This is a genomic window from Stutzerimonas sp. LR2 (assembly GCF_055755175.1).
This window is the reverse complement of sequence record NZ_JBVTRR010000002.1, coordinates 534,101-558,659: the sequence shown is the minus strand read 5'-3', so window position 1 is coordinate 558,659 and position 24,559 is coordinate 534,101. Positions and strand designations below refer to the sequence as shown.

Here is a 24,559-nt window from a genome sequence, read left to right as displayed (position 1 = left end):
GACCGGCCGCTCAAGGGAAGGCAGGTATGAAAGCTCTACTCAATCGCGTGCTCAACAACGACCTGTGCAGTGGCTGCGGCATGTGCAGCTCGGTGGCCGATGACGATGCCATCAAGATCCGTCTGACCGGCGATGGCTATCACCGCCCGGTGCTCAATGCGCAGTACCAGAACAAGCCGGTTGCCAACGAGCAGACCAGCGCCGCCTTCGCCAAGTCCTGCCCGGCGCTGAACCTGGACATTCGACCGTACAAGTCGGCCAACTACCACCCCATCTGGGGCGAGATCCTCGATACGCTCAAGGGCTATGCCACCGATAACGAGATCCGCCAGGCCGGCTCCTCCGGCGGTGTGATCTCCGCGCTGGCGCAGTATTGCCTGGAGAAGAACCTGGTCGACGGTGTCATCCAGATCCAGGCCTCACACACCGACCCTCTGGAGAACGTCGCCACCATCAGCCGCTCGCGGCAGAACATCATCGCCTCCTCCGGCTCGCGCTACGCGCCGGCAAGCCCCGGTGAGGCACTGAAATGGGTGGCCATGTCCACCGAGAAGTACCTGTTCATCGGCAAACCCTGCGACGTCGCAGCGGTGCGCCAGATGCAGCAGCACGATCCCCGCCTGAAGGAAAACATTCCCTACATCGTCTCCTTCATGTGCGCCGGCACCCCGAGCCTGCAGGGTACCGAGCAGGTGCTGGACAAGCTGGAGGTCGAACGCAAGGACGTCACCGCCTTCCGCTACCGCGGCGACGGCTGGCCGGGTCTGACCAAGGCGACGCTGAAGAACGGCGACGAACGCACCATGACCTACAACGACTCCTGGGGAAAGGTGCTCAACCGTCACCTGCAGACCCGCTGCAAGATCTGCCCGGACGGCATCGGCGAGTTCGCCGATATCGTCTGTGCCGACGGCTGGGAAGGCGATGAAAAAGGCTACCCCTCGTTCGAAGAGCGCGAGGGCAACTCGCTGATTCTGGTACGCACCGCAAAAGGCCGCGAACTTTTTCGCAACGCGGAGGCCGATGGTGTTGTCAAAGCGGAGGCGTTCGATACGGGCAGCATCTTCGCCATCCAGCCGTTCCAGTACTACCGCCGCACGACGATTCTTCCGCGGCTGCTGGCCATGAAGCTGCTGTTGCTCAAAACCCCTTCGTACAAAGGCTTCGAGCTTGGCAAAGGGGCCAAGGAGATCGGGTTCTACCAGAGCTTCAAGGCGTTCACCGGTCTGCTGGTGCGGCGCAAGAAGATCAAGAAGCGGGCGCTGGAAACAGCCTGATGGGCTGTGGCGCTCAAGGAACCAATACCTAAGGACTCAGGTTGATGACGAATTTCAGTTCACGCTTCTTCTTTTTTCCGTTGCTGATCATGGCGATCGTGCTGCACTTCGCCGTGTTCGGGGACAGCCCGCACAACCCTTACGGCATCAAGGGTCTGAACGAGCTGTACCTCGCCATCTGCATCATCTTCACCATCCTGCTGCTGCTGGCTTCGGCGGAAAACGCTCCGCGTGAGTTTCGCATCATCATGTACTACTGCGCCTACACCACCGTGGTGTTTCTGGTGCTCCCGGCGATCTTCGCCTACTACACGTACGGACAGCCGATCGTCTTCGGGCTGATCGAGGAACGCCGGGTACTGGCGGCTCTGGGCTTCGCGCCGCTGCTGTTCCTCGGCAAGCGCGTCAGCACCCTGCAGTTCGAGCGGGCATTCCTCTATGCCGCGCTGATTGCCGCGTTCTTCTCCTGGTGCTTCAAGTTCGGCGTGATTCCGGACATGCGCCCGGAAGTGCGCTCCGATGACCGCCCGGACCGATCCTCCATCGGCCCCTTCCTGATCTGCCTGGCGTACTTCTACTGCATCCAGATCTGGTCGAAGGGGGCGTCGCCGATCAGCGGTGCGGCGCGCAGCAAGACCTTCTATCTGGTGATCGCCGCGGTGCTGCTGCTGACCCTGGTGTTCGCTACCCAGACGCGCCAGCTGATCGTGCTGTGCCTGGCCTTCACCCTGTTCTGCCTGCGCGCCAAGGCCATCATCTGGGCCGCCTCGCTGTCGATTCTGCTGTCGCCGTTCTACTTCTATCCGAGCCTGCTGGAAATTCTCGGACTGAACGTCGAGTTCTACGACAGCACCCTGGAAGGCGTGGAAGACGGCGCCCGTTCGGTCACCATCGCCCTGATCTTCGACCACTTGAAGCAGGTCAACTGGCTACCCAGCGGTTCGCTCTCGCTGATGTGGCAGGACGGCTTCATCCCCTATTTCGGCGAACACTTCTTCCTCTCCGACGTCGGCATCATCGGCACGCTGTTCCGCTTCGGCTTCCTGACCTTCCTGATCGTGCCGATGACGCTGTTCGTCTATCACCGCATCGCCAAGAACATCGCCAGCGACATGAGCTTCATCTACGCGACCATGCTGGCCCTCTTCGTCATCTGGCCGCTCAACGGCCTGTTCGAATACGGCCAGCCGGTCATCGCCATGTTGTTCGTCATTCATGCCCTACGGGCCCGTTACCTCCGCAGCCAGGAACCTATCCATGAACGTCGCGCTTATCCTCAACTACAAGGCAGCTACTGAAACCATCAGTTGCGTTGAGAGCCTGCTCGCTCATTGCCCGGCTCTCAACCATGTGGTGGTCATCGACAACGATTCCCAGGACGGCTCCGTCGTGGCATTCAACCAGTGGCTGGAAGCCCAGCCGCGGCACAACGTCACCGTGCTCGCCAACCCGGAGAACAACGGCTACGCCGGTGGCAACAACTACGGGCTGCGCTGGGCGCTGGACAACCTGCCGGTGACCAACTTCTGGATCGTCAACAACGACACCTACGTCGACAGCGACGCCCTCACCCCGCTGCTCGATGCCCTCGCGCAGAACGATCGCCAGTTCGTCGGCTCGGTGATCCTCAGCGCCGATACCGGCCGCCTTGAGTGCTATGGCGGCGGCAAGCTGTACCCGCTGCTGGGCAAGGCGAAGCTGCTGGGCAAGGACCAGACCCTCGAAGCCATGGCCCAGACCAGCGAGCAACCGGATTACCTGATGGGCTGCAGCCTGGCGTTCTCGGCCAAGCTGATCGACCGCATCGGCATGATGGACGAGGCGTACTTCATGTATTCCGAAGAAGTCGACTGGCAGTTCCAGGCAAAGAAGAAAGGCGTGTCGATCCGCGTCGTGCCCGAAAGCCGCCTGTTCCACTACGGCTCGCTCAGCTCGGGCGGTCGTTCGGCTTTCTACCACTACTACCGCAACCGTGCGGCCACCCGTTTCAACAAGCGCTTCTACGGCCAGGGGTTTGCGCTGGCTTCGGCCTGTTTCCTATCGGCGATCACCGTCATCAAGGAGTTCAACCACCCCAGCCTTGCCTGGTCCGGCATCAAGGGCGCCTTCAAGGGAGTAACGATGAGTGTCTAACGAGACTAACCACGCGTTCGGTGTGAATTTCTACACCGGCAGCAAGGCGTCGCTGCTGAACTGCATTCGCGAGGGGGTCAAGCAGCCCTACTCGTTCGTCGTGACACCCAACGTCGATCACCTCGCGCAGCTGCAGGACAACCCTGCCCTGCGCGAGGCATACGCCAAGGCCCGGCTGCGCCTGTGCGACAGCCGGATCCTGCAGCCGCTGCTGCAGCGTCTCGGCGTGCAGATCGAGGAAGTCATTCCCGGCAGCGACCTGACCATGGACCTGCTCGACTGGGCCAACCGCGAGCATCTGCGCATCGTGCTGATCGGCGCTACCGAACAGGAATGCAGCAAGTTGCGCGCGCTTTATCCGGGCATCACGGTCTACCACCACAATCCGCCGATGGGCTTCATCAATCGACCGGATGAAGTGCAAAAGGCATTGCAGTTCGTTCGTGAACACCCCTCGGAACTGGTGTTCTACGCGGTGGGTGCACCGCGCCAGGAAATATTGGCCAGTTCGATCGAAAGTCACGAGCGGACCGGAATGGGCTTTTGTATCGGCGCGTCGATTTCATTCGCCACCGGCAGTATTAAGCGTGCTCCGGTATGGATGCAGAACTGCAAACTGGAATGGCTGCATCGCATGCTCTCCGAGCCAAAACGCCTGGTCAAACGCTATGTCCATGATGCGCTGTTCATTGTTCCGGCATTTTGGCGGGAGAAGAACTACCGCATGGACAAGGCCAAGCCAGCAAAACAGGACAGCTGACGCATTCATCGAAAAAATGGCTGGAATTGCACGGAACCGCGGTGAACCCAGCCAGATCGAGACGGTCTATCCCTTCTGTGTGAGCGTGACAGGATGGCATTTCAACATCGAACTAAACATTAAGCGCCGTCCCGCCTCGGCCGTAATGCAGCAGCCACGCATAAACAAGTAAGGGATTAAACCTGCCAAGCCGACCGCTGCCGTTTTACAACCAGGAGGGAACTAAACGCTTCCGCGTAGCTGAATATAAAAGCCGCTGGAGATGAACATTCAGGAAGGAGAGAAACTTTGGCTACCGATCCGATTTGGTCGCTGAGGAGTGTGGAGTGATGACTCCGGTCCTCTTGAAAAGGCGAAAGAACAATTCAAACGCCTCAGGCAAAAAAGTGAATCAAGCCGTCTCACTCTTTGAACAACAACCACTCCGTCAAGGATGAACAAACCATGAAACCATTCATTGCACTCGCTTTTACTTCCGCTCTGACACTGCAGGGCTGTGCTTTCGCCCCCGGCCAGTATCTTGACCCCGACGAGTTCAAGGAAGGCGCCGAAGCCGAACACGGCACGGTGCAGCTGGTCCGTATCACGCCGGAAATGCTCCGGGGTGAGCTGGCTTCCGACCAGGGCACCTCGAGCAAGCAGGAACTGCTCAGCTACAAGCCGAGCGCCTACCGCATCGGTGCCAACGACCTGCTCTACATCACCGTCTGGGACCACCCTGAACTGACCGCGCCGTCTGGCCCGCAGCAGCAGCTGGATGCCAACGGACGCCTGGTTCGCCCTGACGGCACGCTGTTCTACCCGTACATCGGCAACGTCGAAGCGGCCGGCAAGACCATCGAAGAGCTGCGTGCCACCATTGCCCGCCGTCTGACCAACTACATCGACAGTCCGCAGGTGGACGTTTCCATCCTGCGCTTCGGTAGCCAGCGCGTGGTCGTCTCCGGTGCGTTCAATACTGCCGGCGAAGTACCGATCACCACCGCCCCGATGACCATCACCCAGGCCATCGGCCAGGCTGGCGTCGATACCGATACCGCCGACCTCACCGGTCTGACCCTCAAGCGTGATGGTCGCGAGTACATGCTGGACGTGGACTCCCTCAACCGCCCGGATTCCTGGCTGCACCAGGTCTACCTGAAGGACGGCGACCAGCTGCACCTTCCGTACAACGACCAGCGCAAGGTCTACGTGCTGGGTGAGGTAATGTCGCCGCAAGCCATGACCTTCAAGGCCACCAGCATGAACCTGATGGACGCGGTCGGCACCGCCGGCGGCATTCGCCAGGAAACTGCCGATGGCGAGGCGCTGTACGTGATCCGCGGTGCGGAAAACATGGCCGAAGGTCAGGCCAAGGTGTTCCAGCTGAACGCCAAGTCGCCGACCGCCTTCGCTCTGGCCAAGCACTTCCCGCTGCAGCCGCAGGATGTGGTGTTCGTGGGGCCGGCCAACATCACCCGCTGGAACCGCTTCATCAGCCAGCTGCTGCCGTCCGCCAGCATCGTGGGCACCGGTGCCGCTGCCGAGTACAACCTGTCTCGCTAAGCGCGCCACGGCCTGATCGCCGGATCGGGTAGAAAAGCCGCAGAGTCATCACCGATGCTCTGCGGCTTTTTCGTATCTTGGCACCTGCCATTGCGCCGTGCGTGCAAATGCCTCCAGCGGAACCGAACCGCCGTCGGCGACGGCGCTCCACGCAGCATCGGTCAGAAGTGGTTCGGCGAGTACCCCGGAGAACGCAGCCAGGCAAAAAAACGGGCCTGCTACAGCTTGGTAGCAGGCCCGTTTCTGTGAGCAGCTTCGAGGGCGTCAGCGCACCGCTTCGAACAACCCGGCCGCGCCCATGCCGCCGCCCACGCACATGGTCACCACGCCGTAACGCAGATTGCGGCGCTGCAGTTCGCGCACGATATGACCGGCAGTACGCGAGCCGGTCATGCCGAACGGGTGACCGATGGAGATCGAGCCGCCGTTGACGTTGTACTTCTCGTTATCGATACCCAGTGTGTCGCGGCAATACAGGCACTGCGAGGCGAAGGCTTCGTTGAGCTCCCACAGGTCGATATCGGTGATCTGCAGCCCTTTTGCCTTGAGCAGGCGCGGTACGGCGTAGACGGGACCGATGCCCATCTCTTCCGGTTCACAACCGGCCACGGTGAAGCCACGGAAGAACGCACGCGGCTTGAGGCCGAGCTCGATGGCCTTGTCTAGGCTCATCACCAGCGTCATCGAGGCGCCGTCGGACAGCTGCGACGCGTTGCCGGCGGTCACCGAACCGTCCTCGGCGAAAGCCGGCTTGAGTCCGGCGAGGCTTTCCAGGGTAGTGTCCGGACGGTTGCAGTCGTCACGGTCGACCACACCCTGATGCAGGGTGCGCTCGCCGGTATTCTTGTCCTCGGTGAAATACTGCACGTTCATCGGCACGATTTCGTCGCTGAACAGCCCTTCGGCCTGGGCACGCGCGGTGCGCTGCTGGCTCTGCAGTGAGTAGAGGTCCTGCTGCTCGCGGGTGACGTTGTAGCGCCGCGCCACGAGTTCGGCGGTCTGCCCCATGGTGTGGTAGATGCCCGGCACGCGTTCCTGGATGATCGGGTTGAACAGATGATCGGTGTTGCGGCTCTTGAGCGTCAGGGTGATGGACTCCACCCCGCCGGCGACGATGACGTCACTGCAGCCCGAGGCAATCTGGTTGGCCGCGACGGCGATGGCCTGCAGGCCGGACGAACAGTAGCGGTTCAGCGTCATGCCGGAACAGGCGATGCCCAGGCGCGACAACACGGCGACGTTGCGGCCGATGTTGTAGCCCTGCGCGCCCTCGTTGGAACCGGCCCCGACGATGCAATCCTCGACCAGCGCCGGATCGACATCGTTGCGCGACAGCAGCGCATCGACGCAATGCGCTGCCATGTCGTCGGGACGGGTCATGTTGAACTTGCCGCGGAAGGACTTGGCCAGGCCGGTCCGCACGCTATCGACGATCACTACTTCACGCATGACATACCTCGGAGACTAGGCGCGGTCGCGGGAATGTTATGGCGGCGCAGCGCGCACGGATTGTTCCACGACCGCAGGGTGGACGGTGATCCGAGCATAGTTCCGCCCTCGCCAGCGTGGCGATGACCATTCAGCAAGCATATGCACGGCCATTGCCTCACGGGTCAGACACGCCCGGGGCAGGCTTTTGAGCAATCTTGCAGGTGGTTGCAGCGTCTAGCTGGCGCCTCGCTGCAGTTACAAGTCCGCTCCCAGGCACTTGGCGAGCCGATCCTGGTTAACGCCCCTTCTCGATCGCGGCCTCCAGCGCCTCGTTCAGCGTCCGCAACACCTTCACCCTGGCGAAACGCTTGTCGTTAGCCTCCACCAGCGTCCAAGGCGCGATCTCCGTACTGGTGCGGTCGACCATATCAGCCACCGCGTGACCATAATCGTCCCAGCGCTCGCGGTTGCGCCAATCCTCGTCGGTGATCTTGAAGCGCTTGAAGGCGGTATCCTCGCGCTCCTTGAAGCGCTTGAGCTGGGTCTTCTTGTCGATGCTCAGCCAGAACTTCACCAGCACGATGTCCGCATCGACGAGCTGCTCCTCGAAGTCGTTGATCTCCGAATAGGCCCGCAGCCACTCCTCCGGCGTGCAGAACCCTTCTACCCGCTCAACCAGCACGCGACCGTACCAGGAGCGGTCGAAGATGGTGAACTTGCCGCGCTCCGGCACATTGCGCCAGAAGCGCCAGAGCCAGGGCTGCGCCCGCTCTTCGTCGGTCGGTGCGGCGATCTGCACCGTGCGATACATTCGCGGGTCCAGCGCGCCCGTGACCCGCCGGATCGCGCTGCCCTTGCCGGCCGCATCATGCCCTTCGAACAAGGCCAGCACGCCGCGCTTGCGCAGCCTGCGGTCGCGCAGCAGCCGTGATAGCCGCGCCTGCTCCTCGGCCAGTTGCTGCTGGTAGTTGTCCTTGTCGAGCTTCTGGCTCAGGTCCAGGCTGTCCAGCAGGCTCAGGTGATCGAGGTCCACCTGCAGCGGCGCCGAATGGGGCTGGGCCACGCTCTGTCCGGGCTGTTCCGCGGCCGCCAGCGCAGCCTGCAGACCTTCCAGCAAGATGCGCCCCACGGTCAGGCTGCGATAACGCTCGTCGGCGCCTTCGATCACGTACCAGGGCGCGAAATCGCGGCTGCTCAGCCGCAGGATCTGCTCGCCGTAGCGCACGAATTTGTCGTAGGTCTTGGACTGCTGCCAGTCCAGCGGGCTGATGCGCCAGCTGTGCAGCGGGTCGTTCTTCAACGAGTCGAGGCGTGCATTCATCTGGTCTTTCGAGAGATGGAACCAGAACTTGAAGATCAGCATGCCTTCGTCGCAGAGCATGCGCTCCAGACGCTGCGCGCGGGCCGTGGCCAGCTTCAGCTCGGCACCCTTGATGCGGCCATGCACGCGATCCTCGAGCATCTTGCTGTACCAGTTGCCGAAGAAGATGCCGGTATGCCCCTTCGGCGGCAGCCGCCGCCAGAAGCGCCAGGCCGGGGGGTGCGACAGCTCTTCGTCGCTGGGCACATCGAAGCTGTCGACCCGAATCAGCCGGGGGTCCATCCACTCGTTGAGCAGCTTGATGGTCTCGCCTTTGCCCGCCCCTTCGATACCGTTGATCAGGATCAAAACCGGGAACTTCGCCTGGGCCTTGAGCCGGTACTGCGCCTGCAGGAGCGCCTCGCGCAGGTCCGGCACTGCGGCATCGTAGGTGGCTTTGTCGATGGCGTGACCAATTTCGGCTGATTCGAACATCGCGCTCTCCGCTCGGTTGATGCGCTCAACCCTAGCAGGCAGCCCGCGGGCATAGCGAGGACCATGGCCGATTAGATCGCGTGACATTGATCTGCGTCGGCGAGACAGCGAGACCTTGACCTTCTGCCAGGTCACCGCACGCCCCGCTGCCGGCCGGCTCCATGAGCCGCTGCAGCGCGCGTTCCGTTGAACGATCGCAGCGCACTTCAGGCAGAATACCGGCCATGATCGAGCGCCCGCCCTACCCGCACTGCTGCACGCCGCCTCAGGACCATTGGCCCTTGCCCGAGGCATTGCCCGGTGTTCGTCTATTGAGCACGCAGTTCGACTCCGCCTTGCTCGACCCCGAAGACTTCACCCGCTGGGGCATTGCCGCGCCGCGAGGCGTTAGCAAGCGACAGGCAGAGTTCCTGGCCGGCCGCCTATGTGCACGGGAAGCGTTACAGAGCCTGACCGGCACACCCTATGTGCCAACCGTGGGCGAGGACCGCGCCCCGCAATGGCCGCGCGGCGTCGTTGGCTCCATCACCCATGGCGCCGGTTGGGCGGGCGTCGTCGTAGCGCGGCAACGCGAATGGTGCGGTCTGGGGCTGGATATCGAACGCATGCTGGTGTGCGAGCGTGCCGACCGCCTGGCGGGCGAGATTCTCACGCCCAGCGAACTGGAGGCGTTTGCATCGCTGGGCGACCACGAACGCGCCGAGTTGGTCACCCGCACCTTCTCGCTCAAGGAAAGCCTGTTCAAGGCCCTCTACCCGTTGGTCAAGCAACGCTTCTACTTTCAGGATGCCGAGGTGCTGGAGGCCACACCTGGGGGGCTCGCGCGCCTGCGCCTGCTTATCGACCTTTCGCAGACCTGGCGCAACGGCGCATTGGTCGAAGGCCAGTTCGCTTGTTTCGACGGCTACCTGCTGAGCCTGGTCAGTATCCCCACCGCGCCTTCGCCAGATTGAAGCGACGGAGGCCGACAGACGTCGAAGCGCCCCGCCTGGCTGGTCCCTCATGCTGATTCGATAGGCTGGAACCGAACCCTCAGGCTCCAGACGAGTCAACCAGACACCCCAAATCACCGGCGCGCACGCCTATAATCGCGCCCTCAGAAACGACACAGGTGCACCATGGCCAATCCATACCACGATCACAACCTGGCGCTGCTGGCCCATCTGCGCGGCATTCTGCTTGCCATGGGCGAAGCCGAACAGGTTTCGGAAGAAAGCCACGCGCTGTTCCTCGAACGCTTCGACGAACTGATCATGAACCTGCAAAACGTGCCGGAAGAGCGTCACATGGGCCAGGACCTGATCTGCCAGGTCTTCCATCGCTACCCGCAGATCGCCCACCTCGTCCCGCGCGACCTGCTCTGGTTCTTCGGCGGCGACTGTCTGCACTTCATGCCGGACGAGGAAATCGCCGTATTCCAGCAACTCGAGGAGCGCCGCTACGAAGCCGAACAGAACGACGAGCCCTTCGACTGGAACCATGAGAAGCAGCTATTGAGCATGCCGGATGAGGGTGCGCGGCACTGACGATCCCACCTCTGGCGATAGATCCGTAAAAACACTCAGTAAACCGATCTCGGAGTGTCCCGAAGCCAGTGATACCAAGCCCGCCTATCGTCTCTACCGCGGGCCTGTTACTCGAACAAAAGACCGCTGGGCCTACGGAGCTATCAAGCTCCAGCGCGCGGATTGGCGCCAGGCATGAGCTACTCCGGCTCCACCCGCCGCTGCTGATAGATCCAGTCGACGATCTCACCCTCCGGCACGTACCCGCTCACCACCTCACGAAGCAGCTGCCGAACCTGCGGGTAATCATCGTTTTCCACCGCCTTGAGCAGCTTGGCCAGCCTGTCCTTGAGCACATCCCAGTCGAGATGTTCTTCGTTGGCCCGCATGATCATCGGATGCTCGGTGGCACTGACGTTGTCACCGATCAGCAGCTCCTCGTACAGCTTTTCACCGGGGCGCAGGCCGGTGTAGTCGATGGCGATATCCCCGTGTGGGCAATTCTCGGAACGCACGCTGAGGCCGGACAGGTGAATCAACTTTTCAGCGAGCTCGGCGATCTTCACCGGCTGGCCCATATCCAGCACAAACACATCGCCACCTTGCCCCATCGAGCCGGCCTGGATCACCAGCTGCGCCGCTTCCGGAATGGTCATGAAATAACGGGTGATCTTCGGATGCGTCACCGTCACCGGCCCGCCAGCGCGAATCTGCGCGTAGAAGCGCGGTATGACCGAGCCTGAGGAGCCAAGTACGTTGCCGAAACGCACCATGGTGAAGCGCGTCTTATTGACGTGATGGACACCCGAGGCGCCAAACAGGCAAGGCGCCGGCTCACGGCTCAACGCCTGCAGAATCAGCTCAGCCACACGCTTGGTGCTGCCCATCACGTTGGTCGGGCGAACAGCCTTGTCGGTAGAAATCAGAACGAAGTTGCTGACACCAGCCTGCACCGCTGCCTGTGCCGTGTTCAAGGTGCCGATCACGTTGTTCAGCACGCCTTCGGCCACATTGTGCTCAACCATCGGCACATGCTTGTAAGCCGCGGCGTGGTAAATCGTCTCCACCTCCCAGGTGCGCATCACCTCTAGGAGCCGATCCTCGTTACGAATCGACCCCAGGATGGGCACTAGCCGGGTTGCCAGTGACGACCGTTCGATCAACCTCTCCAGTTCAAGGTGGATGCTGTACAGGTTGAATTCGCAGTGCTCGAACAAGAGCAGCGCCTTGGGCTTGTTGGAAAGAATCTGTCGGCACAACTCCGAACCGATAGACCCGCCCGCACCCGTGACCATCACGACTTTGCCGCGTATGCACTTTTCGAACAAAGCCTGCTGTGGGGGAACAGCGTCGCGTCCAAGCAAGTCAGCGATATCGACTTCCTGAATATCTTCAACCTGCACCTTGCCGCTCGCCAGGTCCATAAACCCCGGCACGCTACGCACGTGTAAAGGGAAACGCTCGAGCATTTCCAAGATCTCGCGCCTGCGTGCCCGCGAAGCAGAAGGAATGGCCAACAGGATCTCGGCGGCGCTTGTATCCTCTACCAGTTGGGTAATCTGTTTAGCCGAATAAACCCGCAACCCTGCGATAACACGGTTATGCAGGTTGGGATCATCATCAATGAAAGCCACAGGACGCATTGCACGGCCCATACGCAAAGCGGCAACCAGCTGATTGCCTGCCGCCCCCGCGCCATACACAGCGACCTTGGGTAATCCTGCTTCTTTGCCCTTGAACTTGGTGGCGGCATTTGGCGAAAACCAGTCACCCATAAAGTACTGACGCATCACGAGCCGCAAGCCCCCAATAAGCACCAGGCTCAACCACCAGTAGTTGAACACCATGGAACGAGGAATCAGCTTGGGCGCATTGGTGTACCAATACACAGCCAGAGACAGCATCAAGGCAGAAAGTGTAACTGCCTTGGCAATGGCAATTAGCGCGTCGTTACCAAAGTAACGCATGACCGCTCGATACATTCCAAAACGAACGAAGAATGGTATCGACAGCAGTGGTGCAACGACGAACAGCCAGGCATGGCCACCTAATGGCTCGACAAAACTCGGGTTCCCCAGCCGGAGATAGAAAGACAGCCAAAGCGCCAGCCATACCAACAGCACGTCCGCGGAAACCTGAATCAGGCGCTTCTGTTGCCTAGGCAGACGCACCAGCGAAGCCCGTAGTTTTTCAGCTAGCCTTAACACTCTTCTTTTCTCTTTATTTGCGCCGGGTCTACCCGTTACAAGTAGTGCCCAAAATGGTGAACCGCCAGAATCATCTTAGCCATTATTCCCCACGAACGATTCTGTCACCAGCACCCTTGCCCGTCACAGTCATTAAGATATATTTGAAGTAATGAGCCAACGTGAGGCTCTGGATCATTCTCTCGTCGGTCTCAGCCAGCAAGGCCGGTGTAGACATATCGATCTCACTCACCTGCGCCAGACCAGTAATCCCAGGCCGGACAGCAAACACTCCCCTTTTGGCACGCTCTTCAGTCAGCTCACTTTGGTTGAACAGTCCTGGACGCGGCCCGACCAAGCTCATTTCCCCTTTGAGCACGTTCCATAGCTGAGGCAACTCGTCCAGTTTGCTCTTGCGCAGGAAACGGCCAAAACGAGTAATGGAAGCACTGCTGGCCAGATGCGTGGCAACCGATGCCGTATTCACCTTCATTGTGCGAAATTTGATCAAAGTGAATGGCTTCTGATGCCGACCAACACGAACCTGCCGAAATATCGGTGAGCCGGTATCGAACAAGCCGATGACCGTAAGCACCACCAATAGCGGAAAGCCGACTACCAAACCCAGCAAAGAAAAAACAAAATCAAAAAATCGGATCACGATTCACCTAACGCTCGTCCATGGGGCGGTTCGAAACAACGTCGTAGCCCCTCTTGCACCGAGTAGGGCGGCTTCCAATCGAGTAGCTCGCAAGTCTTGCTGATATCGACCTGCAGAGAACCAAGAAGGCGCTGAGCTACGTCCTTCTTTCCTAACAAGGCAGCACCTAATTGCAATAAGCCAGCAGGCACAGGGATTAGCCGTGCAGGCTTGCCCATCGCATTCGCTACACCCCGCAGAAGTTCAGTGGTAGAAAGATCGTCACCGTCACCTGCGAGCAATATCTGATTGGCAGCTGCGGGATGATCAATACAGCGGATAATGAGATCGACAAGATTATCGATACCAATCAAAGACCGCCTGTTGTGGATTGCGCCGAGAGGCAGTGGTACACCTTTTCCAATCCAACGCATCAAACTTCCGAAGTTGCCCGGCGCATTCGGCCCATAAACTAACGGAGGGCGAATGATTACAAGCTCCATACCGCCATCTTCCGCCAGAGCTTGCAAAGCCCGCTCCGCCTCATATTTAGAATGTGCGTAGTTAGAATGCGGATTCGGAGCACTAAACTCGTTGAAAGGAGCCTCGGTCGTAATGGCACCGTTTACTCCAATGGAGCTAATAAATACGAGGCGCCGGACCCCAGCCAAAGCTGCTTGGTTTGCTAGTGCAATGGTCAGATCACGGTTCACTGCCATATAGTTTTCCAACGGATCGCCAGTCGCGTCATGGATTTGGTGAGCAAGCCCCGCCAGATGCACTACGCAGTCGACACCATCCAAAGCGCTCTTCGAGACAACCGGGTCATCAAGAGCTCCTTCAAAAAAAACAACGTCAACCTCAGGGCGTGTGCGCCCCAACGCGCGAGCAGGCATACCCAGTCGGATTAGATGCTCGACAAGAGCGCTTCCGACAAATCCCGAAGCCCCCGTCACGAGAACAGACATTAGCGCCCCACTCCACGGCCGATGGCATGGTAGAGAAGGCCAACAGCAGTCATCTCCGCCGGATCGAACAAGTTGCGTCCGTCTATAACGATGGGAAACCGAAGTGCCGCCTTCAGCTGTACTGGATCGACGGTACGAAAAGCTTTCCACTCCGTGCAAATCACCAGCGCATCTGCACCCTGTAGTGTTTCCTCACGAGACCCACAAAGCATCAAATCGGAGCGTACGCCGTAGATACGTGCGCACTCATTCATAGCCTCGGGATCGAATGCTTGCACGCTGGCTCCTGCCTGCCAGAGCGCTTCCATCAGAACGCGGCTCGGTGCATCACGCATGTCATCTGTGTTGGGCTTGAAAGCCAACCCCCACAACGCAATGGTCTTACCAGCTAACTGACCATCGAATGCGGCGAACAACTTGCCGAATAACACTTGCTTCTGTCGCTGATTTACGCGTTCTACGGCCGTCAATAGGTCAGGCTCGACACCAACCTCTAGCGCAGTACGCGCCAACGCCTGAACATCCTTTGGGAAACAAGAACCACCGTAACCGCAACCTGGATAAATAAAGTGGAAACCAATCCGTGGATCAGATCCAATGCCGAGGCGTACCTTCTCGATATCTGCACCAAGACACTCAGAAATCAGTGCCATTTCATTCATGAAACTGATCTTGGTGGCTAACATGGCATTAGCCGCGTACTTCGTGAGCTCTGCCGAACGCACATCCATAAACATCATCTTGTCATGATTACGGTTATAAGGGGCATAACATTGTCGCATCACATCCATAACTTCTGCCGAGTTCGTCCCAACAACGATACGCGAGCCCTTAGTGAAGTCGTCAATGGCCGCGCCCTCTTTGAGGAATTCAGGATTCGAGCAAACGTCGAAATCCACTTCAATTTCGCGTTTATTCAATATAGCAGCTATTTGCTGGCGGACCTTGTCCGCAGTACCAACAGGTACGGTTGACTTATCAATCACGATCTTTGCATCAGTCATATAGCGACCGATTGTCGACGCGACCTCCAGTACGTACTTAAGGTCTGCCTTGCCATCTTCATCAGGAGGTGTACCGACCGCGATGAACTGCAAATAGCCATGCGCAACCCCAGCCGCTGCATCGGTCGAAAAGCTCAAGCGCCCAACCTTGCAGTTTTTAAGGATCAACTCCTCCAAACCCGGCTCATAAATCGGGATGGTGCCTCGATTCAACGCATCGATCTTGTCTTGGTCAACGTCGATACACATTACAGAGTGGCCGACATCTGCCAGACATGCTCCAGTAACCAAGCCAACATAGCCACTGCCAAAAACCGTTATCTTCATGACCGAACTCAAACCAGCGACTCCTCTTTAAGCAAGGCATCGAAATAGCCAATCGTCTTTTCAAGGCCCTGATCAAGCGAAATATGAGGTTTCCAATCTAGTATTTCCTTCGCCTGAGTTATATCAGGCTGACGCTGTTTCGGATCATCCTGCGGTAACGGACGGAATACCAATTTGGAACGCGAACCTGTCAAAGCCAGAACTCGTTCGGCCAGTTGTAGCATAGTGAATTCACCGGGATTGCCCAGGTTGATTGGCCCTGTTACCTCACCATCCGTCTTCATCAGGCGCACAAAGCCATCGATTAGATCGTCAACATAACAGAAGCTACGCGTCTGCTGCCCTTGACCGTAAATAGTGATATCGTCGCCTCGCAGCGCCTGGACGATAAAGTTGCTCACGACTCGCCCATCATTAGGATGCATACGCGGACCATAAGTATTGAAAATGCGCGCGATCTTAATTTTGAGACTGTGCTGTCGATGGTAATCAAAGAACAGCGTTTCGGCACAGCGCTTGCCCTCGTCATAACAGGAGCGAATTCCAATAGGATTCACTCGCCCCCAATAAGACTCGGGTTGTGGATGAACCTCAGGATCACCGTATACCTCACTGGTGGAGGCTTGAAAAATTTTAGCCTTAGTACGTTTGGCCAAACCCAAAACATTGATTGCGCCATGCACGCTGGTCTTCAATGTTTGCACAGGGTCATATTGATAATGCACAGGCGAAGCCGGACAGGCAAGGTTATAGATTTCGTCCACCTCTATATATAGAGGAAAAGTTACGTCGTGACGAATTAACTCGAAATATGGATTGGCAATGAGATGAGCGATATTTCGCTTAGATCCTGTAAAAAAATTATCAACGCATAAAACTTCTTGCCCGTCGGCCAACAGGCGCTCACAGAGGTGAGACCCCAGAAATCCAGCACCACCCGTCACCATAATCCGTTTCATAGACCCTTCCTTAAAACTCGATAATAGAAACCACCCAATGCATGAGTAAACGTAAATACCGCCGCCTGTAGTGCGCTGGTATTAGGGAACTCACGATGCAGCATGTGCATTCGCTCTACCATGTAACGTTTGGAGCCAGAAATTTGGCCTTCAATCCGCCGGTAGCTGAGTAAAGGATACTGGACCTTCCTGTGCTCTACCCCGCTAGCAAGAATGCGCAGCCAGCAGTGGTAATCCTCCACAGCCTTGTAACGAATATCTTCATTAAATGGAAAAGCCAACATCAACTCCCGCGAGACCAGCACGCTGGATGTTGGAATTCGCCCTTTTATTCGCTGCTGATGGAAGGTAACAGCTCCAACGGAAGCATTAGCAACGGGCAAAAATCGTAAATTCGAATCATCGCAAAAGTCTTTCATCTGCGAACTAATAAACCTTGCCGATGTCGAGTCGGCTGCCGCCAATTGCAGGGCGAGCTTCTCTGGATGCCAAATATCATCCGCATCAAGAAAGGCTATCCAGGCCCCTCTAGCTTCCCCCACACCGATATTACGAGGCGCAGCAGGGGCGCCATGATTCTTATCCAAAGCAATTAGCCGGATTCTAGGATCGTTTGCTGCATAGCTAGCAACAATGTCACGAGTCGCATCCTTTGAACAATCGTCAACCACCAGCAACTCCCAGTCCCGCCACGACTGCTTGAGCACGGATTGTATGGTACGCCCGATTAACTTCTCGGCATTATATGATGGTGTGACCACTGTTACGGCTGGCGATCCCAACTGATTCACCCCCTATCTCCTCTGGGCAGCCTTGCTCTGACATCATCGACCCAACGCAATGCTAAACGCCGTTTGACATTCAATACCGGCAGTGCAGGACTCTGAACTTCATAGTCTGCAAGCTCGCCCCAGTTTTTTTTCATCATAAGCCTTAGCACCAAATTTTCTTGATCTTCACACTGCGCGTAATCAGAATCATCGGGCGTTAATATCCCAGTACGAAAAATGTCAATAATCCGGGTAGCATCCGCCCCCTGAAAATAGCGGTAACGGGTGGTTTCAACCGGACGAACATAGTCAACGAACTGCGGGTGACGATGAGAGCGCACATATAGAAAACGCAGTGTCTTGCGCATAACTAGCTCTGGATCCAAGTTCGAGCGGGCGTGCGGCACGTACATACTTGCTTTATCGGTAAATACTCTTACGAACCCGGCCCGCGCGTAGGTCGAGGGCCCTAGGCAAATCACTTGTTTACCGCAGGCGCCCGCTTCTACGGCTGAACTGCCACCGTTGAGCACCACAATGTCAGCTTGCTGGATGAGATCATACGTGCTGGCTTTCTGCTCACTGGAAATGCAGTGAATGGCACGCCTCTGAGCCCAGTCTTTATAAAGCGTCAATGAGCGATCACCTCCAACCTGGCCGATCTTTTCAGCCCAGTTGGGATGGCACCGGACCACCACCTGCTCAGGTCTAATAGAGAAGGCCTCGAAGAAATCATCAAGAGCCCGAGTATTATCAATCCAAGGGGAGCTCCACTCGGCATGGCCAGCAAACTCATTCTTGCTGCTAGGCAATACCAACACACGAGCCCCCGATGCCTTGAGCGGCCAAGGTGCTGGCTCTGGGTTTTGATTATAAAGTCGCCACTCTAAAGAGTTGCGCTGCAAGAAGCGCTGGCCAATGAGCTTCCCAGCGATTCTCGCCTGCCGTAAGGTCAATGGCCGATCATCGAACTCAGCCACCATGTCCCCCACAGCTTTGAGCGAAAGACAGTTAGCATTGGGCGTCAAATGCAGGCCTTGGCTGAACCAAGGCCGCTCGTGTGTGATAAAAGGCACCCCAAGCTTTTCGCACGCATATGTCACTGCACGGGTCATATCCATGCGTCCGTTGAAACAGATGACCCCCTCAAGCGCGTTGTCCTCAATCCAATGTCTCGCACTTTCATAAGTACTCGCGATCGGGGCGTATAACGACTGACGAACCCGAACGACGTCAGGCTCGAGCCACTCATCTTCAGATTCGGTACGTGTCAGCGTGCATGAACTGGACAGAGCAAGCTCATCGAGAACGGAGATCGGCAGCTCATTGGCGGGAGTATGCCGAATCGACATAACCGACTTTCCGGTGTAGCTTCGCACACCACCAATCACACACTTGGTGCATTCTTTGATCCTGCTACTTCCCTTGATTGCACGAGGATAGCAATTGCTCACCCCCGCATCACACGTCAGAAAGAAGACCTCATGTCCAGCAGACTTCAGCAACACCGAGAGGTAGTAAAGCTGTTCAACATGAGGCCGAAAGGAGAAAAGATTAACAAAACCAATTCTCATAGAAAGCCCCCCATAAAAAACCCATTCGAAACACAGTAAAAAATAAAAAAGAATAACTTAAGTGCCAGGCGCATCAGCCGCCACCCAACGACCTGCATTCCTTTGTCTCACCAACTCACGATGAACACACAAAATAACGGCCAGAAAAATCGGCAACGGATAATAATCCATAAACCTATTTACCGAAAAAGCAATACCAAAAAGCAAAACAATAACACTCAAAAAATACCATTTCGACTCATGCCGGAGCCGAAAATAAAGAACAATAATCGCGAGACAAAAAAGCAGAGACAAAAAAGCCCCAAAACTACTAGCATACGTTAAATACTGACTATCATATCCATAATAAGAGCGCTCAGTGAACCCATAAAACAATCCTGCAACGGGGCTCCCTGAAAAATTACCTATATATTCGAATATATTCTGAACGCGAAGAGAAACGGAAAGCGACTGAGCATCTTTTTCGCCGGTGACTAGCCCGGCAATTGATGCTAACTTGTATTGAACATGACCCCCCCAGAAGCTGCTTACAAACAACACCCCAAGAGAAACACATATTATCCCCAGCAGCACTCTGGAAATCGTAACTTTACTAAAAACCCAATAAGTAATCACGAAAGCAAGAAGCAATAAAGCAAGCATGGAGCTTGTCATATATACACCATACGCAAGAGCAAGAAAAAACAAAACAGAACTCGCCCCACTTTTTCTCTCAAAAAGCACATAGCACATTAGAACATTACAAACAAAACCAAAGCTCGATGGATTTCCAAGCCCCCCGATAAAAGCTTTATTCTCCCAAAGACTATACCCCGCCATATAAATTATCAAATCCAACAAAATTTGCATCGCAATTATTACTACGCAACACTCGAAGAAAAACCTGACCCGATTAAGATCCGCACCAAACCTTAAGAGCAAAAAAGGAGCCAGGCAGAAAACCCCATTAAAATACATCGCATCACTCACACCAATCTCTATTGACTTTAATACATAAATCAATATTGAAAACAACAAGAAAAAAATCAATACTACTGCTTCAATCGTGTATTTTAAACAAATAGAAGCACTCAAAAAAACAGAACATATGAGCACTACACCAATAATCTTCATAAAAGAAAATAAAAATCCAGCATTCGCCAACCCTTGATGGAAATCCACGAAGTACAGAAAATAATAATTACTTAGAAGCACAGAAACTGAAACAAAAGTCCATGCTTTTTGCGAATTGCTAACAGGAGGATAAATTGCTTCAGTCATAAAATCCACGTATATACGCTGTACACTCCAAAAGGCTTAGTCAGCGAGACCGTGCTCACCGGAATTAACCACGTGAGGGCACTAATTTATTGTTCTAACAGTGATGAAGGCCTCCGCTGCGATCAAACCAACTATATGGCCGCGGTGATACGCGAGATATTTCAGATGCTCGATGCTTCGCGAGTGGGGCGCTTCGCGCATCTCCAACTGGTACGCCCTAAGGGCGTCTAACTTTGTATTGAGATGCCTGTTGATATCCACGTAGTGGTTTGGCATGAAAGGTTCTGCAATTGGTGTTGCCCACTCAGTGCTCGACATGACCTCGAAAGTATAAATTGCTCGTACGCTGCTTCCAGGCACCGGTCGGCACGCGGTCAATACCGCTTGATGGGTGATTCGGTGGTCGACGTTGAGGTCGCCATGATGATGCGTGTATACGATGCTCGGGTTTAACTCGTGAATTATCAGTTCGAGACGCTGAATGACATCAATGAGTGGAACGCTGTCGAGTCGGTTATCAGGAAGCCCCAGATAGAAGTTTTTCCGAATGCCTAGAATTTTCCTTGCATTCTCAGCAGCACAGGTACGGGTTGTCAGATCACTCTCTTTTGCTTGGCTTCTTGACGTTACGCCGTCCGCCATGAAAACGGCGTATACCTCGTCACCACCAGCAGTGTGACGTGCAATCGTCCCGCCGCAGCCCAGAACTTCATCGTCAGTATGAGCGGCGACAACTAGTATGGTTTTCAACCTATATGCTCCCAAGCCATTGGGACGCCCTTTTGTAGCGATTTATTAACACGCCGACCAATAAGAGTATCCAAAAAGTAAGGCGGCAACCCAAAGCCGGGCCGAACGACTCTTATATTCTCATGAGTGAGAACTTCACCAGCCTTCACGTCCGCACTTACATATATGGAGCGCCGATATTTTAGAGACGCTTGCTCCTTATCACTTCCACCATATCGAACTTCGCCCTTTGCGAGCCAAGCGCGCTCTGTTTCTTCTACCAGCAACTTTAATTCCTGCGGCTCAAGAGAAAACGCAGAGTCAACACCACCATCTGCTCGAGAAAGAGTAAAATGTTTTTCAATAACAGTTGCCCCTAGTGCAACTGCTGCACAAGGAACACCTACACCCATCGTATGATCGGACAATCCTACCTGTGTTCCAAATGCCGCTTGCAAATGTGGAATCGTTAATAAGTTAGAATCTTCAGGTGTTGCCGGATAGGTAGATGTACACTTGAGCAATATTATCTGGTCGTTTCCTTCCGCACGCGCCGTTTTGACGGCGCGCTCAATTTCAGAAAGAGAGGCCATGCCAGTAGACATAATTATTGGCTTGCCGGTTCTAGCCACTCTACGAATCAATTGCACGTCGACAATTTCAAAAGACGCGATTTTATAGCACGGAACTTCCAGCTCCTCCAAGAACTCAACAGCTTTCAATTCGAATGGAGAACTAAAGGAAATTATGTTGTTCTTTTTACAATAATCGAATATAGGTTTGTGCCATTCCCAAGGCGTTACAGCCTCTTGGTATAGGCTATACAAATTTCGACCATACCACAGGCTTTCGGGGTCGGTAATAAGAAAATCCTCACTATCAACATCCAAAGTTAATCCATCCGGACTAGCGGTTTGCAATTTAATAGCGTGCGCACCCGCAGCCACTGCCGCATCCACTATTTGCATCGCCCGCTCAAGCGACTGGTTATGATTACCAGACATTTCCGCGATAATGAATGGAGCAGAACCAGGCCCAACTTTATAACCTTGTATATCAATCATTACCCAGCCCCTCAGTACACATCATTATCCGCAAGGCACACATTGATATTTCCATCAAAATGAACGGCCTGCAGATCACCCGGAATTATAAATATCAGATTATCTTCGAGCTCAGCTTGTTTAAAGCCTGCATCAACAAAGAGCGACGCATGCGCAGTCGTGCCCCACACATTTACCTTATCAAAGGATTCAGTTACGTTCGTTAATTGCTCGATCAGACGGGTTAGAAATCCATTACCGGTACCGTCAATATCCAGCACGTGTAGGGTCTTGCTTGTTTCATAAAATTTACAGACACAGTAAGCCATCAATTCATCGTTATCGTACACAAATCCGAACCAATAAGCGGTGCCAGGCTTTGATTCATAACGCCACTTTACAAACTCAGCGGTCTTGACGATTGAGAAATCCCTATTCTGCGCCGACTTTTGCGAACATGCTTGGATCTGCCTACGCTGCAACTCATTCAATTTACCTTGGACCCAGACAACATCCCTATTTTTTGGTTCGCCACGTGTCTTTTCCAAAAATTTGATAGTTGACTGCACTCCCCAGCCAACACGTTTGTGCCCAGGAAGCGCCTGCCTGTTTGGGATGCCAAACGCGATATGACCATATCCTCTATGGCCAGCATCCTGAAGCGCTAGCTTGCCGAGTTTAGTAAAAAGATGTTTGCCCTGATGGGTTGGATGAACAAAAACGTTATTGCACAGTAAAGCAACGGCTGACTTCTTTTGGAGAACACATTTCAATGGATACAAGCAGTATCCAGCTGCAATCTCACCGCCAATCAGCGCAGCATATAAAACATTAACCCCATCAAATATCCAGTCATAAATACTTTGGTCAAGTTGCCTTGAGAAAGCCGCCTCCCAAGCAACGATAAAATCTTGACGACGCTCTTGATCAATCTGTACCAGCTTAATGTCTGTCATATTTACTCTCTTCAATATCAGGCCAGACTATCTATTTAGAGCGATAATCCGTTGCTTCATACCATCTCGCTGCGAAGTCCACTCAGAAGACAACATGCCCATGCGGACAATATCGAAGTATTCATCCCCGCGTTTGAATTGCTGACGGAAGACGCCCTCCTGAAGAAAGCCAAACTTTCCGTGAAGCCTGATGACAGCAGCGTTATAGGCTAAGACTTCACACCACAGCTTATAAAGCCCAAGATCGGTGAATGCATATTCCAGAGCCAAAAACTCCATTTTCGTCCCTGTACCTCTTGGAGCGTCTTGAGATGAATAAAAGCCCCATGCACAGTTCGAATTTGACTTATCAATTGATGTGAAGTAAACGACGCCCTGTGGCTGGCCATCGCATTCGTACATCAGGTATATCTGCGTGGCTTGTTGTTTCAGGCGCCCCCACCAAGCAATATGCTCATCCCAGCTAATTTCATGCTGGGTGTACATATTTTCACGGACACTTGGTTGATTACGCCATGCGAGCATCATTTCAAGCTCGCACTCCTTGATCTCACGAAAATAACCAATTTCTGTCATGTACTAATCTCCGGCACGATGCTTATCCAAGCATTATCTGCTGAACTACTTTTTCAGCCCCATCCCCAGCCGTAACCTGACTTGACCTGTCGCTCAATAATTTCAATACAGATGGCGACGCAGACTCAAAACAATTTGGCAAATCATTCTCAATGGAGTTCAGGTCTACTACCAGCGCCACCTTCTTATTCGACAGAAATCTGGCAACGTTTTTCTGATTCTCCGCCAGTACGACAACTATGGACGGCAGGCCTAGACAACAGCGCTCCCAGGAAGTACTGCCGGCAGCGCCAATCGACAAATCGCTTTCGGCCATTTTCTTCGCCATATCTTTAGTATCGACGAGCACTTCCGCCGGCCAAGGCAGGTCCGCAGCTTGCTTCTTAATATTCTGCAACCAAGGAGCATTCCTCCCCATAACCACTAAAATCCGACAGTTCTTACTCAGCGGACATCCACGCAAAGACGACAGGATTCTGCCGGTCACATTGTCAGGATCCACGCCCCCCATGGAGATGAGTATTTGTTCGATGGAAGGTTCTTCACGCCTTTTAAGGCTAAAACCTCTTAGCTCAGCAAACTCTGGCCTGAGCAACGCATAATGCGGTCCGACCATGAGTTTGCAGCCGCCTGGCACTAGTCCTGTGTAATCTTGTTGGTCTCGCCCGAGATTCTGATCCAATAGCAATTCACAGATATGCTTGCGGTCAGCCAGATCATCAATAACCATAAGACGCTGGTAAAAAGTCTGCAGTGTCTCTTCCCAAGTAATATCAAGGCCGTAGTGATCCATGATCAGCCAATCCGGCTGCAGATCGGTAAGGATAGCTGCACACGCTTCGGCATCCTGAGCCTGGGTTACACCGAGCCAGTGACTATGCGAGAGGAGTTGCGCCTCGTTGCCAGGTTGGAGCGCATCGGCGGACGTCGGACACTCCGGCAGGGCATGGACGATATAGCCCCGGCCGCGGACGAACTCGATCAGGTTGCCTGGATGCGCGCGGCTGATGAACTGGCAGTCGGCCCCGCGCGCAGCAAGCGCATCTGCCAGGGTCAGGCAGCGCATCACATGGCCGGTACCGATCTGCAGGGAGGCATCGGCGCGAAAGACAATTTTCATT

The 24,559-nt window shown here is 55.1% G+C and carries 22 protein-coding genes; 7 read left to right on the top strand and 15 right to left on the bottom strand.

What is annotated here, in order from left to right:
• Nucleotides 1–26: 26 nt before the first annotated feature.
• The 5 genes from ACVRRC_RS09155 (at nt 27) to ACVRRC_RS09135 (ending at nt 5,715) form a co-directional block, all read left to right on the top strand.
• A complete protein-coding gene (locus ACVRRC_RS09155; protein WP_013983097.1) occupies nt 27–1,277 on the top strand; it encodes a Coenzyme F420 hydrogenase/dehydrogenase, beta subunit C-terminal domain in 1,251 nt (416 codons plus the stop codon).
• Nucleotides 1,278–1,321: 44 nt separating this feature from the next.
• On the top strand, nt 1,322–2,575 hold the full coding sequence (locus ACVRRC_RS09150; RefSeq protein ID WP_011913612.1) for a hypothetical protein: 1,254 nt from the start codon (nt 1,322–1,324) through the stop codon (nt 2,573–2,575).
• Nucleotides 2,535–3,410 (top strand): glycosyltransferase family 2 protein, encoded by an 876-nt coding sequence (locus tag ACVRRC_RS09145; protein ID WP_013983099.1) that lies wholly within the window; start codon nt 2,535–2,537, stop codon nt 3,408–3,410. Before ACVRRC_RS09150 ends, ACVRRC_RS09145 begins: the two co-directional genes overlap by 41 nt.
• The gene (locus tag ACVRRC_RS09140) at nt 3,403–4,170 is read left to right on the top strand and encodes a WecB/TagA/CpsF family glycosyltransferase (RefSeq protein ID WP_011913614.1); all 768 of its coding nucleotides are present in this window, start codon (nt 3,403–3,405) and stop codon (nt 4,168–4,170) included. The genes ACVRRC_RS09145 and ACVRRC_RS09140 overlap by 8 nt, the downstream gene beginning before the upstream one ends.
• Before the next feature lie 444 nt (nt 4,171–4,614).
• Nucleotides 4,615–5,715: a polysaccharide biosynthesis/export family protein gene (locus tag ACVRRC_RS09135; RefSeq protein WP_041755556.1), complete on the top strand. Its 1,101-nt coding sequence runs from the start codon at nt 4,615–4,617 to the stop codon at nt 5,713–5,715.
• 264 nt (nt 5,716–5,979) lie between these two features.
• Here the strand turns inward: ACVRRC_RS09135 and ACVRRC_RS09130 are convergent, their stop codons facing one another.
• Together ACVRRC_RS09130 and pap are read right to left on the bottom strand one after the other, a co-directional pair.
• Complete coding sequence (locus ACVRRC_RS09130; RefSeq protein ID WP_207238717.1) at nt 5,980–7,164, bottom strand: thiolase family protein; 1,185 nt, start codon at nt 7,162–7,164, stop codon at nt 5,980–5,982.
• Nucleotides 7,165–7,441: 277 nt separating this feature from the next.
• A complete protein-coding gene (gene pap / locus ACVRRC_RS09125) occupies nt 7,442–8,941 on the bottom strand; it encodes a polyphosphate:AMP phosphotransferase (RefSeq protein ID WP_019406833.1) in 1,500 nt (499 codons plus the stop codon).
• A 224-nt stretch (nt 8,942–9,165) separates the two neighbouring features.
• Between pap and ACVRRC_RS09120 the strand changes: the two genes are divergently transcribed.
• Complete coding sequence (locus ACVRRC_RS09120) at nt 9,166–9,894, top strand: 4'-phosphopantetheinyl transferase family protein (protein ID WP_207238716.1); 729 nt, start codon at nt 9,166–9,168, stop codon at nt 9,892–9,894.
• Nucleotides 9,895–10,059: 165 nt separating this feature from the next.
• Nucleotides 10,060–10,467, top strand: a complete 408-nt coding sequence (locus tag ACVRRC_RS09115; RefSeq protein WP_011913619.1) for a PA2817 family protein — start codon at nt 10,060–10,062, stop codon at nt 10,465–10,467.
• Nucleotides 10,468–10,646: 179 nt separating this feature from the next.
• Here ACVRRC_RS09115 and ACVRRC_RS09110 read toward each other — a convergent pair whose 3' ends face one another.
• From ACVRRC_RS09110 to pseG, 13 genes are all read right to left on the bottom strand, one after another.
• Nucleotides 10,647–12,653, bottom strand: a complete 2,007-nt coding sequence (locus tag ACVRRC_RS09110; RefSeq protein ID WP_472996897.1) for a polysaccharide biosynthesis protein — start codon at nt 12,651–12,653, stop codon at nt 10,647–10,649.
• Between the two features lie 82 nt (nt 12,654–12,735).
• Entirely contained in the window at nt 12,736–13,293 is a 558-nt protein-coding gene (locus ACVRRC_RS09105) for a sugar transferase (protein WP_472996896.1), read from the bottom strand.
• A complete protein-coding gene (locus tag ACVRRC_RS09100) occupies nt 13,290–14,240 on the bottom strand; it encodes a UDP-glucose 4-epimerase family protein (protein ID WP_472996895.1) in 951 nt (316 codons plus the stop codon). The genes ACVRRC_RS09105 and ACVRRC_RS09100 overlap by 4 nt, the downstream gene beginning before the upstream one ends.
• Nucleotides 14,240–15,571 (bottom strand): UDP-glucose dehydrogenase family protein, encoded by a 1,332-nt coding sequence (locus tag ACVRRC_RS09095; RefSeq protein ID WP_472996997.1) that lies wholly within the window; start codon nt 15,569–15,571, stop codon nt 14,240–14,242. Before ACVRRC_RS09095 ends, ACVRRC_RS09100 begins: the two co-directional genes overlap by 1 nt.
• Nucleotides 15,572–15,579: 8 nt before the next feature.
• Nucleotides 15,580–16,530 carry a UDP-glucuronic acid decarboxylase family protein gene (locus tag ACVRRC_RS09090; RefSeq protein WP_472996894.1) on the bottom strand — a complete coding sequence of 317 codons (951 nt, stop codon included), beginning with the start codon at nt 16,528–16,530 and terminating at the stop codon, nt 15,580–15,582.
• Nucleotides 16,527–17,321: a glycosyltransferase family 2 protein gene (locus ACVRRC_RS09085; protein ID WP_472996893.1), complete on the bottom strand. Its 795-nt coding sequence runs from the start codon at nt 17,319–17,321 to the stop codon at nt 16,527–16,529. The genes ACVRRC_RS09090 and ACVRRC_RS09085 overlap by 4 nt, the downstream gene beginning before the upstream one ends.
• Nucleotides 17,318–18,874 carry a capsule biosynthesis protein gene (locus ACVRRC_RS09080; RefSeq protein WP_472996892.1) on the bottom strand — a complete coding sequence of 519 codons (1,557 nt, stop codon included), beginning with the start codon at nt 18,872–18,874 and terminating at the stop codon, nt 17,318–17,320. Before ACVRRC_RS09080 ends, ACVRRC_RS09085 begins: the two co-directional genes overlap by 4 nt.
• Before the next feature lie 57 nt (nt 18,875–18,931).
• Nucleotides 18,932–20,134, bottom strand: a complete 1,203-nt coding sequence (locus ACVRRC_RS09075; RefSeq protein ID WP_472996891.1) for a hypothetical protein — start codon at nt 20,132–20,134, stop codon at nt 18,932–18,934.
• A gap of 81 nt (nt 20,135–20,215) precedes the next feature.
• Nucleotides 20,216–20,884, bottom strand: a complete 669-nt coding sequence (locus ACVRRC_RS09070; protein ID WP_472996890.1) for a PIG-L deacetylase family protein — start codon at nt 20,882–20,884, stop codon at nt 20,216–20,218.
• Entirely contained in the window at nt 20,881–21,927 is a 1,047-nt protein-coding gene (gene pseI / locus ACVRRC_RS09065; RefSeq protein WP_472996889.1) for a pseudaminic acid synthase, read from the bottom strand. The genes ACVRRC_RS09070 and pseI overlap by 4 nt, the downstream gene beginning before the upstream one ends.
• 11 nt (nt 21,928–21,938) lie before the next feature.
• Nucleotides 21,939–22,862 (bottom strand): GNAT family N-acetyltransferase, encoded by a 924-nt coding sequence (locus ACVRRC_RS09060; protein WP_472996888.1) that lies wholly within the window; start codon nt 22,860–22,862, stop codon nt 21,939–21,941.
• 27 nt (nt 22,863–22,889) lie between these two features.
• Complete coding sequence (gene pseH / locus ACVRRC_RS09055; RefSeq protein WP_472996887.1) at nt 22,890–23,438, bottom strand: UDP-4-amino-4,6-dideoxy-N-acetyl-beta-L-altrosamine N-acetyltransferase; 549 nt, start codon at nt 23,436–23,438, stop codon at nt 22,890–22,892.
• A gap of 22 nt (nt 23,439–23,460) precedes the next feature.
• The gene (pseG, locus tag ACVRRC_RS09050; protein WP_472996886.1) at nt 23,461–24,558 is read right to left on the bottom strand and encodes a UDP-2,4-diacetamido-2,4,6-trideoxy-beta-L-altropyranose hydrolase; all 1,098 of its coding nucleotides are present in this window, start codon (nt 24,556–24,558) and stop codon (nt 23,461–23,463) included.
• Between the last annotated feature and the right edge of the window lies 1 nt (nt 24,559).

Excerpts from the sequence above, each read along its gene's own strand:
- ACVRRC_RS09080 (WP_472996892.1), bottom strand. The coding sequence starts at position 18,874 with ATGAGAATTGGTTTTGTTAATCTTTTCTCCTTTCGGCCTCATGTTGAA.
- ACVRRC_RS09155 (WP_013983097.1), top strand. The coding sequence starts at position 27 with ATGAAAGCTCTACTCAATCGCGTGCTCAACAACGACCTGTGCAGTGGC.
- pseH (WP_472996887.1), bottom strand. The coding sequence starts at position 23,438 with ATGACAGAAATTGGTTATTTTCGTGAGATCAAGGAGTGCGAGCTTGAA.
- ACVRRC_RS09090 (WP_472996894.1), bottom strand. The coding sequence starts at position 16,530 with ATGAAACGGATTATGGTGACGGGTGGTGCTGGATTTCTGGGGTCTCAC.
- ACVRRC_RS09095 (WP_472996997.1), bottom strand. The coding sequence starts at position 15,571 with ATGAAGATAACGGTTTTTGGCAGTGGCTATGTTGGCTTGGTTACTGGA.
- pseI (WP_472996889.1), bottom strand. The coding sequence starts at position 21,927 with ATGATTGATATACAAGGTTATAAAGTTGGGCCTGGTTCTGCTCCATTC.
- ACVRRC_RS09135 (WP_041755556.1), top strand. The coding sequence starts at position 4,615 with ATGAAACCATTCATTGCACTCGCTTTTACTTCCGCTCTGACACTGCAG.
- ACVRRC_RS09150 (WP_011913612.1), top strand. The coding sequence starts at position 1,322 with ATGACGAATTTCAGTTCACGCTTCTTCTTTTTTCCGTTGCTGATCATG.
- ACVRRC_RS09115 (WP_011913619.1), top strand. The coding sequence starts at position 10,060 with ATGGCCAATCCATACCACGATCACAACCTGGCGCTGCTGGCCCATCTG.
- ACVRRC_RS09075 (WP_472996891.1), bottom strand. The coding sequence starts at position 20,134 with ATGACTGAAGCAATTTATCCTCCTGTTAGCAATTCGCAAAAAGCATGG.
- pseG (WP_472996886.1), bottom strand. The coding sequence starts at position 24,558 with ATGAAAATTGTCTTTCGCGCCGATGCCTCCCTGCAGATCGGTACCGGC.
- ACVRRC_RS09060 (WP_472996888.1), bottom strand. The coding sequence starts at position 22,862 with ATGACAGACATTAAGCTGGTACAGATTGATCAAGAGCGTCGTCAAGAT.
- pap (WP_019406833.1), bottom strand. The coding sequence starts at position 8,941 with ATGTTCGAATCAGCCGAAATTGGTCACGCCATCGACAAAGCCACCTAC.
- ACVRRC_RS09120 (WP_207238716.1), top strand. The coding sequence starts at position 9,166 with ATGATCGAGCGCCCGCCCTACCCGCACTGCTGCACGCCGCCTCAGGAC.
- ACVRRC_RS09130 (WP_207238717.1), bottom strand. The coding sequence starts at position 7,164 with ATGCGTGAAGTAGTGATCGTCGATAGCGTGCGGACCGGCCTGGCCAAG.
- ACVRRC_RS09100 (WP_472996895.1), bottom strand. The coding sequence starts at position 14,240 with ATGTCTGTTCTCGTGACGGGGGCTTCGGGATTTGTCGGAAGCGCTCTT.
- ACVRRC_RS09145 (WP_013983099.1), top strand. The coding sequence starts at position 2,535 with ATGAACGTCGCGCTTATCCTCAACTACAAGGCAGCTACTGAAACCATC.